Source organism: Lysinibacillus sp. FN11 (assembly GCF_024628845.1).
Classification (GTDB): Bacteria; Bacillota; Bacilli; order Bacillales_A; family Planococcaceae; genus Lysinibacillus; species Lysinibacillus capsici.
Genome location: NZ_CP102383.1, coordinates 2,062,727 through 2,076,971, shown reverse-complemented (window position 1 = coordinate 2,076,971; position 14,245 = coordinate 2,062,727). Strand labels below are relative to the sequence as shown.

Genomic DNA, 14,245 nt, shown 5'->3' with positions numbered 1-14,245 from the left:
ATTCGTTTGAGGGGAGGTGAAACATTGAAATTACAACGCTATGACCGGAGTTTAATAAACGATTATGCAGAAACACCAGAAGGATATTTAACGGTACGTGTGCCGATTACTCGTCCTGGTGTTTTTCCTTATGCACGGCAGGATGGTACTATCCAAATGGAAGCGAAGTTGCCTGATGAAATATTTAGTGATCGCACAATGCATTCAGCCCGCTCCAAACCGATTACAGATGAGCATCCGAACGAACCGGTGACTCTAGATAATTATCAGGCTTATGCTAAGGGTATGAGTCATACAGACGCCCACGTGGAGGATTTGAAACTTTATGTTTCTATGACTATCACTGATAAAGATCTTATTCAAAAGGTTTATGATGGCAAACGAGAAATCAGCATCGGATTTATGAGTGATGTTGTGGCAGAAGCGGGCACATATAATGGACAACCATATGAGTATGTACAGCGAAACATTGAAATTAATCACATTGCTATTGTAGATCAAGGACGAGCGGGTCCAGAAGTGGCAATCCGTTCCGACTCAGACGCATGGCAAATAGATTCAGATGATGACAAAGGAGGAACTACTTTGGTTAAGTACAAGATTAATGGGAAAGAATACGAAATCGATCCCGCAGTAAAGGCACACATTGAAAGCTTAGTGGCTTCAAAAGAGGATGAGGATGAGGAAGAAGAGGAAGAAACAGATCCGAAAAATAAAAATAAAAAGACGGATGCCTTAGATGCTTTACAAGGCCGTTTTGATGCTTTAGAAGTTAAATTACTTAAAACGCAGCAAGAACTTGCTAATGAAAAGGCAAAGCAGGTATCAGAAGATGAGCTTGATAAAAAAGTGGAGGAACGTGTGCAACTAATAAGCGCGACAAAGCCGCTTCTTGGTGATTCTTTTGATTTCTCAGGTAAAACAGATCGTGAAATTAAGGAAGCGGTTATTGCATCAACTAAACAGGATTTTAAAGGCGATGGGAAGTCAGATGACTATATCAACGCCTTTTTTGATGCAACGATTGAGCAAGTCTCTTCACTAGGGTTTTCGTCTACTGGTGCTAATTCCATTATTACTGGTGATTCAAGAAAAAATACTGATGTAAATGCAATGCGTGAAAAGCGTTTAAACATGCGTTCTTAATTACTAATTAAAAGGAGGGCTATTTCATGCCTATTATAAAATACGGACAGTACATGCCACTAGCGGGCAGTCCAGGACAATTAGCAAACTATCAAGAGTATGCAGCAGACAGCTACCCAGCAAAAGAAAATATTCCATTTGGTGCTTCTGTACAACTTAGCGCAGATGGGACAGGGGTTGTGCCAGTGAAAGTAGATGGGAAGCCTATTGGTATTGCATTATCACGTGGCATCCATGACTACACAACGAATGCAGATGACCAAAAATATTTAGTTGGCCAACCAGTGCCGGTGGTTAAACGAGGAAATATCTTTGTTGTTGCTGGAGGGGATGTCACAAATGGCATGGCTGTACAAGTTGATGTAGCAACAGGCAAGTTTGTTGCAAGTGGTGGAATTGATTTCTCGCGTGCTGTATTCCGAGGAAATGCTACAGTTGATTCATTAGTTCAAATTGAAATTAATTTACCTTAAAGGAGGAACATAATTTATGTCACAATTCCGTGAAGATGCACTACTACGCCCACAAGATTTAGAGGCTGTAGATAAGAAAATTTATGAGCCAAAAAAAGAAGAGTTAAAGGCTCGCACTATTTTAAATGTCAAAACAGACGTACCTGCAGGTGCTGAAACTTATTCGTATGATGTCATGACACGGTCAGGAGCGGCTAAAATTTTAGCGCCAGGAGCAACAGACATCCCACTAGTTGATGCTGATTTAAAACGTCATACAGTCAATATTTATTCCATTGCTACAGCATTCAATATATCCGTACAAGAAATTCGTAATGCACAAATGGCGCGCCGTCCCGTTGAAGTGACAAAAGCTGATACAGCACGTAAAGCCATTGCAGAAAAGGAAAATAAACTCGTTTGGGTGGGTGACAAAGACCATAATATTTTAGGTGTGGTCAATGCCACTGGTATTCAAGTGCTAGCAGTGCCAAACAATGAAGCAGGTACATCTACAAAATGGAAGGACAAAAAAGGTGTCGATATTGTTGAGGACATCAAAAAGGCGAAAAACTTAGTTAATAAGTTACCTGGTCATGAAGCAGATACGCTTTTCGTAGCTGCAGAACAATATGAGCATTTAGAAAAAGTCTACAATGAGCACACAATGCAAACGTGTTTACAGTACATCCAATCACAAAATTGGTTCAAGCGTATTGATTATACATCTGATCTTAATGAGCAAGGGACAGGAGGAACAGATTGTTTCTTAGTATTTGATTCTTCACCTGATGTTGTTGAAATGCTTGTATCGATGGATATTACGCGCCATCCTCAGGAATACAAGTTCCCTAATTATAAGATTCCGCTTGAAGAACGCTGTGGTGGTGCCATTGTTCGCTATCCAATGGCTATTGTTCGTGGGGAGGGTATCTAATGCTATTACACAACAAAGGTGATTACACACGTATTGCAAATGATGTAAAGGTTATACCGGGGGCAAATACATTACCAGAAGCTGAATATTTGGCTTTTATTTCGCATCCAATCATTAAAAGCTTGATTAAAAGCGGCGAAATTGTGGTGCCAGAAGGACAACATACCGCTTCTCTCAAGGATTTAGACGCAGATGAAGCAATTAAACTTGTAAAAGATACGTTTTCTATCGAATTTTTAGAGAAATTTAAAGAGGATGAGAAACGTAAAACAGTTCTAGCAGCTATTGATGCTCAAATTGCTGAAATTCAAGGGAATTAATATGAAAGTGAGGTATGGATCATGCCTGCTTTAACAACTTTAACAACGATCGAACGTGTACGCTTGCTAGGTAACGAATTTGACGCTATATCTGATGCAAGGTTAGAAATGTGTATTGAGGATGCTTCGCTTGAAGTATCCTCTTTGGGTATTAATGAGGCGCATTACGAGCGTCTTACACGCTATTTAGCTGCACACTTAGCTATTTTATCTACAGAGCCAAAACAAGCCGTTATACGCGAAAAAGTAGATGTTATAGAACGTCAATACAGCGATCCAAATAAAAATATTGGTCTACTGGCTTCTAAATACGGTCAAGAATACCAAAGAATTTTAGAAGATTTAGCAGAACTAGCAAATGAACCGAAAAAACACTTGAATTTGACGGTGATATAAATGGGAGTCCAGATTAACAGTAATAACAATATTCCACGTGTCATCCAATCATTAAGGGATTTGAAAAAGTACGAAATTGAAGTAGGCATTTTCGGAAGTGATGGCGCTGAATACGTCATGATTGCAGGTGTACAAGAATTTGGTATCACTATCCGTAAAGAAAAAGGTAATATCGTGATTCCTGAACGTTCATTCTTGAGGTCCACATTCGATGAAAAGAATAGAGAATGGTTCAAGTTTATGAAAAAACAATTGGAACATGTTTTAAGTGGTCGTATAAACGCTCGTGTTTTGTGTGAGCGACTTGGGGCAAAGATGGTAGCAGATGTTCAGGAAAAACTAACGGATATAAATAGCCCCCCAAACGCAACTGCTACAATCGCTAAGAAAGGGTCTAGCAACCCTTTGATTGATACAGGAGGGTTGCGTCAAAGGATCACATACAAGGTGGTGAGACGTTAATGCCTGAAAAAATGTTGTTTGGTTCAGTCATTCAATCGCAAGGGGTGCCATTTATTGCCCATATGCAAGGCGAAGGTGACTATGTTGACGGAGAATGGGTTACTGGGCAAGAAATACCTAAGGAAATGACAGGGATTATTTTGCCTCTCAGCAATGACGATTTAAAGTATACGGAAAACGGCACATTCACAGTGAAAGAAAAGAAACTACTAACCATAGATCAAATACCAGAAGGTACAAAGGTAGAGTACAATGGGCAAAAATATACTCTTCAAGCTTTTAAAGACTATTCCGTATATACTGACGTCAATATATATTTGTTGAGGTGGCGTGAGAAATGAATTTAATGAAATTAATCCGCAACGAGATAGCTACTGATAGGTTTTTAAAAATTATTCGTGCCGACCAGACAGGAGATATACCGACATTACCTTATGTTACTTATAAAATAATTGGTGATCGAAAAGGACAAGGAAGAGAAAATATTTCTCATGTAGATCAGCCAGATTCTTTAATTGAAAAACGGACACAAGAACGCAATTTCACGGTTTCATTTAATACGTACGGAACTTCGCATGATAACGCTTTTGAAGTGGCTTCACAGCTTCGAAAGTGGTTTGAAGGGCGAGGTTCTTTCTTTTTGGATGGATTAGGGGTAGCAGTTGCTAGTATTTCAGAAGTGGGAAACCGAACAACTTTTCTTGTGGATGCCTACGATGAAAAATGGGGATTCGATGTGATTATTCGATACAACGAAACAGATCAATATGAAATTGATTACTTCGATAAAGTTGAATATGAAATAACAATAGAAAGAGAGTGATTGTATGGCTGCATCCGATAAATCACGGTTTGTAGAGGTCAATATTACACGTGAGACAAAGCCAGTTGCAGAGAAAGGTTTTGGATTACCGTTGCTTCTAGCAACAAATAAAGATTTAAAGTACAAGATCTATACAGACATTTCCGAAGTAGCGGAAGATTTTGCGGAAACAACAAAAGAGTATAAATTAGCTACACGTATGTTTGGCCAGTCGCCAAAAATACGAGAGCTTGCTTGCTATGGGATCTCATATGTTTCAGGTGCCGATGATATTACAGCATTACCGGCCGCATTAAATGAACTTGTAAAAACTAATAACGATTGGTTTTATCTTGTATCAGTAGAAAGCGGCGATGCAGAAATCAAGGCATTATGTGAATGGGTTTCAACACAAGAGAAAATTTATGGGGTTACGACTAAAAATATTGCGTTAACAGAAGAATTGAAAAATAAATATGAAAATGTTTTAGTGTCAGTGCACGATGATGAACATGCTTACCACGCCGAGGGTTTGATTGCTTATGGTGCTCCACAGGTAATTGGTTCTTTTGTCTTCAGTCATAAGCAAGTCAATGGTGTTAGTGCTGCTAAGTTATCCAATGCAGAAATTAATACAGTGATCGCAAACAATGCCACGACGTGTATAAATGAAATGGGATGGCTGATTAATGCAAGTGGTAAAGCAATTGGTGGAGAATATTTGGATGTTATTCAAGCAGATTATTTCTTACGTGCAAGACTCCGTGAGGATGTATTCCAAAAGCTTGCTAGCGTGAAGAAGATTCCTTATACAGACGCGGGTATTGCACAAATTGTAGCTGTAATGGACAGTCGATTCAAATCGGCTTATCGCCAAGGCATTATTGCAGAAGATGACAACGGCGAACCAGACTATCAAATTACGTTCCCACGCCGTAAAGATATTCCAAAGAACACAATCGCACAACGAATCTTACCAGATATTAATTTCCGTCTAGTGATCGCAGGCGGGGTGGAGAAAGTACAAATTAATGGTGTATTAACACTGTAAGGAGGCTTTTTAAATGAGTGTACACAATTTTAAAAATACACAAGCTGTCGTAGCTGGCAATATTTTGACCGGCTTTGGTGATGGAGACGCAATTTCAGCAGAGCCAAACGAGGACAAGTGGACACAATCTGTTGGTGCGGATGGTAATGTATCATGGAATGAATCTAATAATGAGACAGGTACATTTACATTTAAACTGAAACCTGAATCAGCATCTATTCCTGTACTTCATCAGCTTTATAAAAGTGGTGAATCGTTTGATGTTATGCTGCATGATACAGAATTGAATACACGTGTGACAGGGGAAGATTGCCGTATTCAAAAATGGCCAACATTCTCACGAGCAGAAGAAACCGAACCACGTGAAATTGTTATTTTAGCAGCACATTATAAAGAAGATTAATTGATTATAAAAATAGGAGGAATTTTATCATGGCATTTAAACCAAAAACTAAGGAATACACATCGTTAGAGGGTAACAATCAATATACATTTCAAACAGTATTGCCATCAGTTTGGGCAAAAATAGAGGATAAGATTACTGATAAAGGCGGAAAATTATTGTTATCAGTAGCAATGCCTGAAATGCTTGACAAAGTGGTTGTTGCACCATCAGGATTGCGATTAGATGATTTTGAATCGTGGGCAGAGCTAGAAGAAGTAACGATGGCAGCCTATAAATTTCAACGCCAAGGTAAATAAGCAATTACTACAATTGAGGAGCATAGATCATGTTCCTCAATTTTTTATTGAACAAGCGAATAAGCAGTTTTGGCGATATTTAATCCCGGAATACTTCCCTGCATACCGGCCAGAGGATGTCGATTTATTAGATCAAGATGAAATTTTAGAACATCTAGCAGCAATACACGAGCGTAGAAAGCGTGAACAGGAGCAAAGGCAAGGTATAGAAAAATTAATTGCTGCTATGTTCGGCAAAAAGGTGTGATTAAATGAGTGATACATTAAGGGATATGTATGTATCGATAAGTTTGCGTGACCAAGCAACCTCAGCCTTAAATCGAATTGATCGTCTGGTAGATAGTGTTCAAAGACATTTTCATGGTATGGGTAACAATATAGACACATCTACAAGTGGTTTCCATTCATTAACGAGTGCAGCGCATCAACTTGAAAATGAGGTAAGTAGTACACATGCGGAAATGTTGCAATTAAATAGTGTTGCAACTGAGAGTAATAGTGTTTTCACAGGAGTGCTTGGTAAGATTACGGCTGTTGGGGGAGCTTTAGGTGGGATTGAGTTAAGTAAATCTCTAGTATCTACAGCTATGGAAATGGATGCTGCTTTCAGTCAGTTAGAAGCACAAACTGGCTCAACAAAAGTTGGATTAAGAGATCTTGAGGGCGTAGTAAAAGATGTATTTCGAGCAGGATTCAGTGAAAATATAACTCAAGCATCCGAGGATATTGCTACATTGCGAGGACAATTTAAAGATTTTACAACAACAGAATTAACAGGGACAGCAAAAGGAGTTTATACGGTTACAGAGACATTTAATCAAGATTTTAATGAAGTTTCACGTACCGTTGCTGTTCTAACTAGAACTTTTAAAGAGTTGGATGCAACAACTGCATTAGATGGTATCACATATGGTTTCCAAAATGGATTGAATTTTTCTGATGAATTACTAGATACCTTACGTGAATATGCGCCTCAATTTAAAGACATGGGTATGTCTTATGAGAATATGTTGTCGGTACTGCAATCAGGTACAGAAGCTGGGGCATGGAACTTGGATAAAGTTGGCGATGCAATCAAAGAAAGCCATTTGCGTATGGGTGCTTTAGACAAAGCGACAGTAGAAGCTTACAAGTCTATGGGGTTCAATGCAGAAAAATACGTAGATAAAATCAGTCAAGGTGGCGAAGTTGGGAATAAGGCTTTCCAAGAAATTGTAGGAGCTCTTATGGATGTCGAAGATACGACAGAACGAAATCAGCTAGCTACTGATTTGTTCGGAACACAATTCGAAGATCTTCAAGAGAAAGTTATTTTTTCGATGGCCGAAGCAAGTACTGCAACAGCAGAATTTGGAGGTGCTACACAAAAAGCAGCTGATGCATTACAAAATAATTTTGGAACACGTGCATCAAAAGTTTGGCGTGATTTAAAAATTGGTATGGTGGAAGCCTTTCAAAATGAAGAAATGCAAAATGTTTTAGGTAGCATCATGACGGACATTGAATCTGCTGTACCAAGCATCAAAAGTGCATTTGCTGATTTTGCTGGTATTATTACCAATGATGTTAAACCTGCATATGAAGGTTTTAAAAGCGGGTTACAATGGACTGTTGATAATAAAGAATTAGTAATAGCCGCAATAGCTGGTGTTGCTGGTGGTTTTGCAACACTAAAAGGGATTACTCTCGTAAAAACAGCACTGGATTTATATAAAGCTAGTACAGTTGCGAGTACATTTGCTACGCACGGCTTTAATGCTGCTTTGAGAGCAAATCCAATAGGACTTGTTGTAACAGCAATTGGTTTGTTAATTGGGGCTGGGGTCTATCTGTATCAAAACTGGGATACTGTAAAACTTAAAGCTGGCGAACTATGGGCTACAACCAAAGAAAAATTTGCAGGTATCAAACAATCTGTATCAGACTTTGTACAACCGGCCATAGGATGGTTCGAGTCAATTGGACAAAAATGGAACAGTTTTAAAAATTCTTTATCCAATTTTAAAGTACCCAAATGGATTTCTACTGTAGGAAGTAAAATAGGTAGTTTGGCTGGCGGTGGTGTGTTCAAAGGATTATTTAATGGCTCACACGCTACAGGGCTTGAACGTGTACCCTACGATGGATACGTTGCTGAGCTGCATGAAGGGGAATCTATTTTAACAGCACGACAATCCAATGCTCTTAGAAGCGCAGGGATGTTATCTCAAAATTCGGATGGCACTCCTGAACTTAATATGGGTAGCGGGGGCACAGCTCAACAATTACCAACATCTGGTGGAGGTCATCAATTTGTTTTCAACATTACAGGAGATAATCCACTGGATATAGCTCAAAAAGTCCGTGAGGTAATTAGTGAAGTGTTGGGCGAGGAATTACAAATTATGTAGGTGGTGATGGGATGCCGTATATAAAAGATGTATTAATCGATGTTATTACTAAGGTGTCGATGCCAGAATCGTCTACAACGACTGACCATGCGCTTGAAGATGGTGAGCAGATTACAGATCATGTGAAAAGTAACCCTATCACCATCTCATTAACAGGGATTATCCTTGATGATACACAGGAAAAAGTGTTAAAGCTTCGGAAATATCGAGAAGCTGGTGAAATCATCGATTTTGATTACATGACGTCATTAAAGCATGTTGTCATAACGGACTTTTCACATGATTATGAAGCAAAAATTAAAGATGGATATGCTTTTACAATGACGCTCAAACAAATAAAAGTAGCTAAGGTTGCTAAATTTGTTAGTGTTTCTATTCCTGTTAAAAAACAAACAAAACCGGTTTCCAAAAAAGGTCGTCAACAGACGAAAAAGACACCTACTTCCGCATCAAAAACAAATAAATCAAAATACACGACACCTCCTAAGAGTTCATCTGGTGGTGGTCAAGCTGGGTTGGAGGGGCGTAAAAATTGAATGAATACATTGAAATTGATAAAGATGAAATTCCCTATTCTTTTGAGATAGAGCTTGCAGGGGAAGTGTTTGAAATAGAGGTTAACTACAATCAGACATATGATTTTTTCACTGTAGACTTATTTAAAGATGGAGGAGTTCTTGTTATTGGAGAAAAACTTATCATCAATCGCCCTCTATTCGAAAATCGTGTAAATATTGACTTACCTAAAGTACAAATAATTCCTAAAGACCGTGCTAATTCTGCCACTCGTATTACATACGAGAATATGAATGAAACGGTCTTTTTATATGTAGGTGATTCAGATGAGTAATTTATACATGCGTAAAACTACATTTTTAATTAGTGATCGAGAAATTACAGATCCGTTAACTATAAAATTTAGTGTACCATTTGGTGACAATGAAAAAGTAGATACGATTGATATTAGTGTGTATAACCTAAAAGACAGCACTATAAATGCCATTGCTACTAATAAAGCAGCTATTTTAAGTGCTGGCTATGTAGATGACAATGGCGTTATTTTTGCGGGTACACTCAAGAAAAAAGAAACAAAGTGGGAAGGGCTAGACAAAATCACTACTTTTAAGTGCATTGATTGCACTATGGACTATACAAAAACGGTCATCAAACGAACCTATGGCCGTAATACGCATGCCTCTCTTATTTTAAGAGAATTAGCACGTGATGCAGGCCTTGCAATCGGTGATATTGATTTGCCAGTAGATTTTATATATCGTTCAGGGAAAGCCCTGAATGGCAAAATTAAATTTTTAGTATCAGAGATTGCAAAAGACTGCAAAGCAAAACTGCATATCAATAAAGGACGTATGTATGTACGTGATCGAGCCAAAGGGGACAAATTAGGACTAGATATATCAAAAGAAACTGGTCTTATAAATGAACCAGAGGAAATCGAAGAGGAAGTAAAGGACGAGAAAAAGTCCAAAACTAAGAACCCTAAGAAAAAGCTTAAAGGCTACAAAATTAAGGTTTTGTTAAATCATAAAATCACAACAGATGTCATTATCAAACTAACCTCAAGAAAAGTTAATGGGCTTTTCCGTGTATCTAAAGGTGAACATAAGGGCGATACATCCGGCCAAGAATATTATACAGAATGTGAGGTTGTGCCAGTATGACGAAAACATCTATGACACAGTTTGTAAGTGAATCAATTGAAGAAAATTTAATGAATATGAATACATGCTTAATATGTGAAGTGCTTGAAGTAGACATGAATTTGTATAAAGCTGATGTCCTACCATTAAATGATCCGGAAGCAACTCCTATTTTAGATGTACCGTTTAGTTTTTGGCAAACAGAACAATTTGTCATTCAGGTGCCATTCAAAAAAGGTGATATTGTATTAGTTGTTTGTTCACAAGCTGATATTGACCCTCTCATGTTTGGAGGTGGCGAGGCAGCTAGTCGATCTTTTAGTGCAAATGATGCCCTGATCGTGGGTGGAGTTAATTTCTTCACCAAGCCGCTAGAAAATGCCCATCCTGATGATTTACTTATTTCGGATAAAGTTTTTGAAAATAAAATTAGAATTCAGCCTGATGGAGCAATTTATATAGAATCAGAAAATACGATTATTGCAAAAGCACCGACGATTCATTTAAATCCATAAAAACAGGAGGGAGCAAAATGGAAAGACCTGTAGCAAGGGTTACAGATAGACATGAGGGAATATGTAGTCACGGGGCACCTTGTTGTCCTCATGGTGTTAGTGGACCAATTGTAGAGGGAAGCCCCGATACATTTACAAACAGCCTACAACAAGCTAGAGACGGTGATTTAGTTCATCACAATTGCCCACACTGTGGTATAGGCTGGGTTGTTGCGAGTAGTGAAACAGTCCTTGTAAATGGTAAAAAAATTGCACGTTTGGGTGATGTGGTGATTTATCCGGGCGGAAGTGGAAAAATAGTTGAATCAAGTCCAGATGTTTTTGCCGGGTAGGGGGATTCTATGCACACGTTTAAGTATAATGATGATGGCGATTGGGTGTTTAATGAGCTTGTACATGGTGATGAGCAGCTCATACAGAATTTGAAGCATTTGTTACGCACAGTGGTTGGGGAATGGATGTTCAATGATAATCACGGTTTTAGACGCATAGTCATTGAACAAAAAATACCCAATAAAAAGCAAGTAGTACAAGCCATGCATGATTGCTTATACCAAGAACCGAGCGTTGCTGAGGTTTTAAGTGTTGATTATGAGTTTAATCGTATTAGACGACATCTTACAATAAATTTCAGGGTAAGAACTGTAGAAGGAAGAGAGATTGGAGGGGAGGCTATTGTTAACCAAGTCGGGATTTAAACGGCAAAGAACGGCTGATTATTTGCCAGTAATTGAAGAACAAGCACGAGACCTATATGGTGATGATGCTGATTTATCAGATCGCACACCTGTTGGTAAAATGATTCACTTGCAGGCCCAACAAAGGGCAGAAGATAATGAGCAACTTGAAATGGTATATAATGCTCGTTTTGTTGATACTTCTGAAGGAGCAACACTAGAAGCTAACGTTAAACGTGCATTAATTACTCGTAAAAGGTGGATAAAAGCTTCTGGAGAGGTAATCGTCAATTTAGACAAAGGAGCAAAAATTAACACTGGTGATTTGTTTCGTACAAAATACAATGTGTATTTTAAAGCATTAGAGGCTATAGACGCAGTGGAAGATGGCAACTACCGTGTGAACGTTGAGTCGCTTGAATATGGAGCTATAGGCAATGTAGAATCAGGGGATATAAGTATAATTGTGAACCCACAAAGCGGCATCAATTCGGTAACGAATCCAGATGCTTTTTTTAATGGCCAAGATGAAGAAACAGACGCGGAATTGCAGGATCGTTACTATGCATCGCTTGGAAAAGTCGGTGCTCGGCGTGTAGAATCCATCGAAGCTAATGTGCTTGATGAAGTGGAAGGGGTACGAGCGGCTATTACAATTGAAAATGACACGAATGTTGAAGATGCAGAAGGACGCCCACCACACAGTATTGAAACGGTTGTACTTGGAGGTTTAGATGAAGAAGTAGCAATGGCTATATTCCGAAAAAAGGGCGGTGGTATTCGTGCCTATGGCTCTACTGTATATACATTTACAGATAATCGTGGAATCGTGCATGAAATCGGTTTTACACGGGCTACAACAGTCAGTGTTTACGTAAAGGTATATATCAAAAAGGGTAATCAATTCCCGCTAAACGGTGATGAATGGGTCATTGGTCAAGTAGTCAAATACATTGGTGGTACATACGATGGTGTGCTGCACCATGGGGTAGGTATGAGTAAAGATGTCGTTTGTACAAAAGCCGAGGCCCGTGTGTTATCTATAGATGGAGTTGAGGATGTTCGTGTAGAGTTTTCAACAGATGGTATTACTTTTGAACCGCAAAACGTATCCATTGCATTTCCTGAAGTCGCAGAAACTGATGAATCCAAAATCGAGGTGTTGAACCTTGTCTAATCAACGATTACAAACTTTATTGGACCGTATGCCACGACATTTTACTCGAGCAAAAGATAGTAATAACTATAAATTACTTTCCATTATTGCAGAAAATGGTGTTGAAAATTTAGCTATACAGCAAACTATTTTGAAATATTGGGATGTAGATCAGGCAGAGGGATATGGATTAGATCGTCTAGGAAAAGATGAGGGAATTTCTCGTGGGGGTTGGGATGATGAAGAATATCGCAAGATGATTAAAATTCAATGCATTCTCAATCTATCAGAGGGCGATATAGACACTATGAACCAGATTATGGACGCATATATGGGCAATGATTTCATTGGCTTTGAGGAAGGTTGGAAAGAATTTGAGCCAGCTACTCTATTACTCAACATTCGTGCTACAGCTAAAACAATTCCGGATACATTAGTGAAGCGTATTAAAACAGCAGGGGTAGGCATTTACATTCTTTTAAATGAATTGAACGAATTTATTTTATTACATGCCGGCACATATGCATGGCAGATAAATTATAAAATTTGTAGCCGTTTTAAAACAGCACCAACGCATGGAGCGTTAGGAAAAGAAATTATTAATGTTATTGATGGTATTTACGGCTTTAAAACAAATAGCCGTATTTGTGGTCGATTTAGAGCAGGGGGTACAAGTCAATGAATGAGATACAGCCAATAATGATTGAGTTAGTGCAAAAATATTTAAGTGATATGGTTGCAGGCGCAAAAGTAACTATTGATGGTGTTGTTCATGATAAAGAAATCTATCATACAAGTAATAAGTATGGGTTGAGAAAGTATGTAAAATTATCGATGGAACAAGGCTTAGTAACTCGTGCTGCATTGGTAGACAGCTACGGTCGTGAGTTGTATGTGAAAACCATGAACTACCAAAAAGGCGTTCAAGGGTATGTAATTGCATTTCCACTACAAATTGAAACAAAGGAAGTGAAAGAAAATGCGTAATCTTATGAATGGTGAAATACCATTAAATTTTAAGAAGAATCCATATGACCGCACCCAATGGCATGATGATGTTACTGACCCAGTAACTAGTGAAGTTATTGAGGATGGAACACCATTCATGTCTGAGTATGCTAACAATTTTGAGTGGGGAATTTATAATGCCTATCGTTTTTTAATTGAAATGTATCGTCAGATGGAGCGTATGCGCGTTCAGTTAGAACTTGATGGTCGTGTGCCTGGCAACAGTGGAACTTTTGCAGATGTGTTAGATGGCAGTTCAAATAAAATTAGTTTGGACAAAGCCTTAACAGACATTATTGAGGCAGTGGCAATTGGTACAACAACTTTAAAAGTGGCCAGTGTAGAAGGATTTACAGCTTTTACACAGGTCACTATTTTTGATGATGTGACGAAAGAGGACGTTTTGGTTACAGCAATTGGTACAAGTACAATTACGGTACGAGCCCTAAAAAATGCGTACAAAAAGGGTGCTAAAGTGGCTCGTAGTAATGTAGAAATTGACACTGTGAATGCTGAAATGGGCGTAGGCGATTGGCGGACATTTAATGTCGAACTAGTGGAGGTGGTATAAAA

The 14,245-nt window shown here is 38.5% G+C and carries 23 protein-coding genes; all 23 read left to right on the top strand.

Going from position 1 to position 14,245, the window contains the following annotated elements:
* The first annotated feature begins 24 nt into the window (after positions 1–24).
* Genes NP781_RS11105 through NP781_RS10995 form a run of 23 tightly spaced genes read left to right on the top strand, consistent with a single transcriptional unit; the run spans position 25 to position 14,243 of the window.
* Entirely contained in the window at positions 25–1,146 is a 1,122-nt protein-coding gene (locus NP781_RS11105; RefSeq protein ID WP_257522286.1) for a DUF2213 domain-containing protein, read from the top strand.
* A gap of 26 nt (positions 1,147–1,172) precedes the next feature.
* A complete protein-coding gene (locus tag NP781_RS11100; RefSeq protein ID WP_257522285.1) occupies positions 1,173–1,619 on the top strand; it encodes a structural cement protein Gp24 in 447 nt (148 codons plus the stop codon).
* A gap of 16 nt (positions 1,620–1,635) precedes the next feature.
* Complete coding sequence (locus NP781_RS11095; RefSeq protein ID WP_257522284.1) at positions 1,636–2,535, top strand: DUF2184 domain-containing protein; 900 nt, start codon at positions 1,636–1,638, stop codon at positions 2,533–2,535.
* Entirely contained in the window at positions 2,535–2,855 is a 321-nt protein-coding gene (locus NP781_RS11090; protein ID WP_257522283.1) for a hypothetical protein, read from the top strand. Before NP781_RS11095 ends, NP781_RS11090 begins: the two co-directional genes overlap by 1 nt.
* Before the next feature lie 21 nt (positions 2,856–2,876).
* The gene (locus tag NP781_RS11085; RefSeq protein WP_257522282.1) at positions 2,877–3,251 is read left to right on the top strand and encodes a DUF4054 domain-containing protein; all 375 of its coding nucleotides are present in this window, start codon (positions 2,877–2,879) and stop codon (positions 3,249–3,251) included.
* Complete coding sequence (locus NP781_RS11080) at positions 3,252–3,713, top strand: phage virion morphogenesis protein (protein WP_257522281.1); 462 nt, start codon at positions 3,252–3,254, stop codon at positions 3,711–3,713.
* Positions 3,713–4,054, top strand: a complete 342-nt coding sequence (locus NP781_RS11075; RefSeq protein WP_257522280.1) for a hypothetical protein — start codon at positions 3,713–3,715, stop codon at positions 4,052–4,054. The genes NP781_RS11080 and NP781_RS11075 overlap by 1 nt, the downstream gene beginning before the upstream one ends.
* Positions 4,051–4,536, top strand: a complete 486-nt coding sequence (locus NP781_RS11070; RefSeq protein WP_257522279.1) for a phage neck terminator protein — start codon at positions 4,051–4,053, stop codon at positions 4,534–4,536. Before NP781_RS11075 ends, NP781_RS11070 begins: the two co-directional genes overlap by 4 nt.
* Before the next feature lie 4 nt (positions 4,537–4,540).
* Complete coding sequence (locus NP781_RS11065) at positions 4,541–5,566, top strand: DUF3383 domain-containing protein (RefSeq protein ID WP_257522278.1); 1,026 nt, start codon at positions 4,541–4,543, stop codon at positions 5,564–5,566.
* Between the two features lie 13 nt (positions 5,567–5,579).
* Positions 5,580–5,969 (top strand): DUF3277 family protein, encoded by a 390-nt coding sequence (locus NP781_RS11060; protein WP_257522277.1) that lies wholly within the window; start codon positions 5,580–5,582, stop codon positions 5,967–5,969.
* 29 nt (positions 5,970–5,998) lie between these two features.
* A complete protein-coding gene (locus NP781_RS11055; protein WP_257522276.1) occupies positions 5,999–6,268 on the top strand; it encodes a hypothetical protein in 270 nt (89 codons plus the stop codon).
* A gap of 13 nt (positions 6,269–6,281) precedes the next feature.
* Complete coding sequence (locus NP781_RS11050; protein WP_257522275.1) at positions 6,282–6,515, top strand: hypothetical protein; 234 nt, start codon at positions 6,282–6,284, stop codon at positions 6,513–6,515.
* Positions 6,516–6,519: 4 nt separating this feature from the next.
* Positions 6,520–8,658 (top strand): phage tail tape measure protein, encoded by a 2,139-nt coding sequence (locus tag NP781_RS11045; RefSeq protein WP_257522274.1) that lies wholly within the window; start codon positions 6,520–6,522, stop codon positions 8,656–8,658.
* A gap of 11 nt (positions 8,659–8,669) precedes the next feature.
* The gene (locus tag NP781_RS11040) at positions 8,670–9,194 is read left to right on the top strand and encodes a phage baseplate protein (RefSeq protein ID WP_257522273.1); all 525 of its coding nucleotides are present in this window, start codon (positions 8,670–8,672) and stop codon (positions 9,192–9,194) included.
* Positions 9,191–9,508 (top strand): phage baseplate plug family protein, encoded by a 318-nt coding sequence (locus NP781_RS11035; RefSeq protein ID WP_257522272.1) that lies wholly within the window; start codon positions 9,191–9,193, stop codon positions 9,506–9,508. The genes NP781_RS11040 and NP781_RS11035 overlap by 4 nt, the downstream gene beginning before the upstream one ends.
* Complete coding sequence (locus NP781_RS11030) at positions 9,501–10,337, top strand: phage protein (RefSeq protein ID WP_257522271.1); 837 nt, start codon at positions 9,501–9,503, stop codon at positions 10,335–10,337. The genes NP781_RS11035 and NP781_RS11030 overlap by 8 nt, the downstream gene beginning before the upstream one ends.
* The gene (locus tag NP781_RS11025) at positions 10,334–10,831 is read left to right on the top strand and encodes a Gp138 family membrane-puncturing spike protein (RefSeq protein WP_257522270.1); all 498 of its coding nucleotides are present in this window, start codon (positions 10,334–10,336) and stop codon (positions 10,829–10,831) included. The genes NP781_RS11030 and NP781_RS11025 overlap by 4 nt, the downstream gene beginning before the upstream one ends.
* 17 nt (positions 10,832–10,848) lie before the next feature.
* Entirely contained in the window at positions 10,849–11,163 is a 315-nt protein-coding gene (locus NP781_RS11020) for a PAAR domain-containing protein (protein ID WP_257522269.1), read from the top strand.
* A 9-nt stretch (positions 11,164–11,172) separates the two neighbouring features.
* Entirely contained in the window at positions 11,173–11,529 is a 357-nt protein-coding gene (locus tag NP781_RS11015) for a contractile injection system sheath initiator (RefSeq protein ID WP_257522268.1), read from the top strand.
* Positions 11,507–12,685 (top strand): baseplate J/gp47 family protein, encoded by a 1,179-nt coding sequence (locus tag NP781_RS11010; protein WP_257522267.1) that lies wholly within the window; start codon positions 11,507–11,509, stop codon positions 12,683–12,685. Before NP781_RS11015 ends, NP781_RS11010 begins: the two co-directional genes overlap by 23 nt.
* On the top strand, positions 12,678–13,346 hold the full coding sequence (locus NP781_RS11005) for a DUF2612 domain-containing protein (RefSeq protein WP_257522266.1): 669 nt from the start codon (positions 12,678–12,680) through the stop codon (positions 13,344–13,346). The genes NP781_RS11010 and NP781_RS11005 overlap by 8 nt, the downstream gene beginning before the upstream one ends.
* Positions 13,343–13,651 (top strand): hypothetical protein, encoded by a 309-nt coding sequence (locus NP781_RS11000; RefSeq protein ID WP_257522265.1) that lies wholly within the window; start codon positions 13,343–13,345, stop codon positions 13,649–13,651. The genes NP781_RS11005 and NP781_RS11000 overlap by 4 nt, the downstream gene beginning before the upstream one ends.
* The gene (locus NP781_RS10995) at positions 13,644–14,243 is read left to right on the top strand and encodes a hypothetical protein (RefSeq protein ID WP_257522264.1); all 600 of its coding nucleotides are present in this window, start codon (positions 13,644–13,646) and stop codon (positions 14,241–14,243) included. The genes NP781_RS11000 and NP781_RS10995 overlap by 8 nt, the downstream gene beginning before the upstream one ends.
* Positions 14,244–14,245 lie beyond the last annotated feature (2 nt).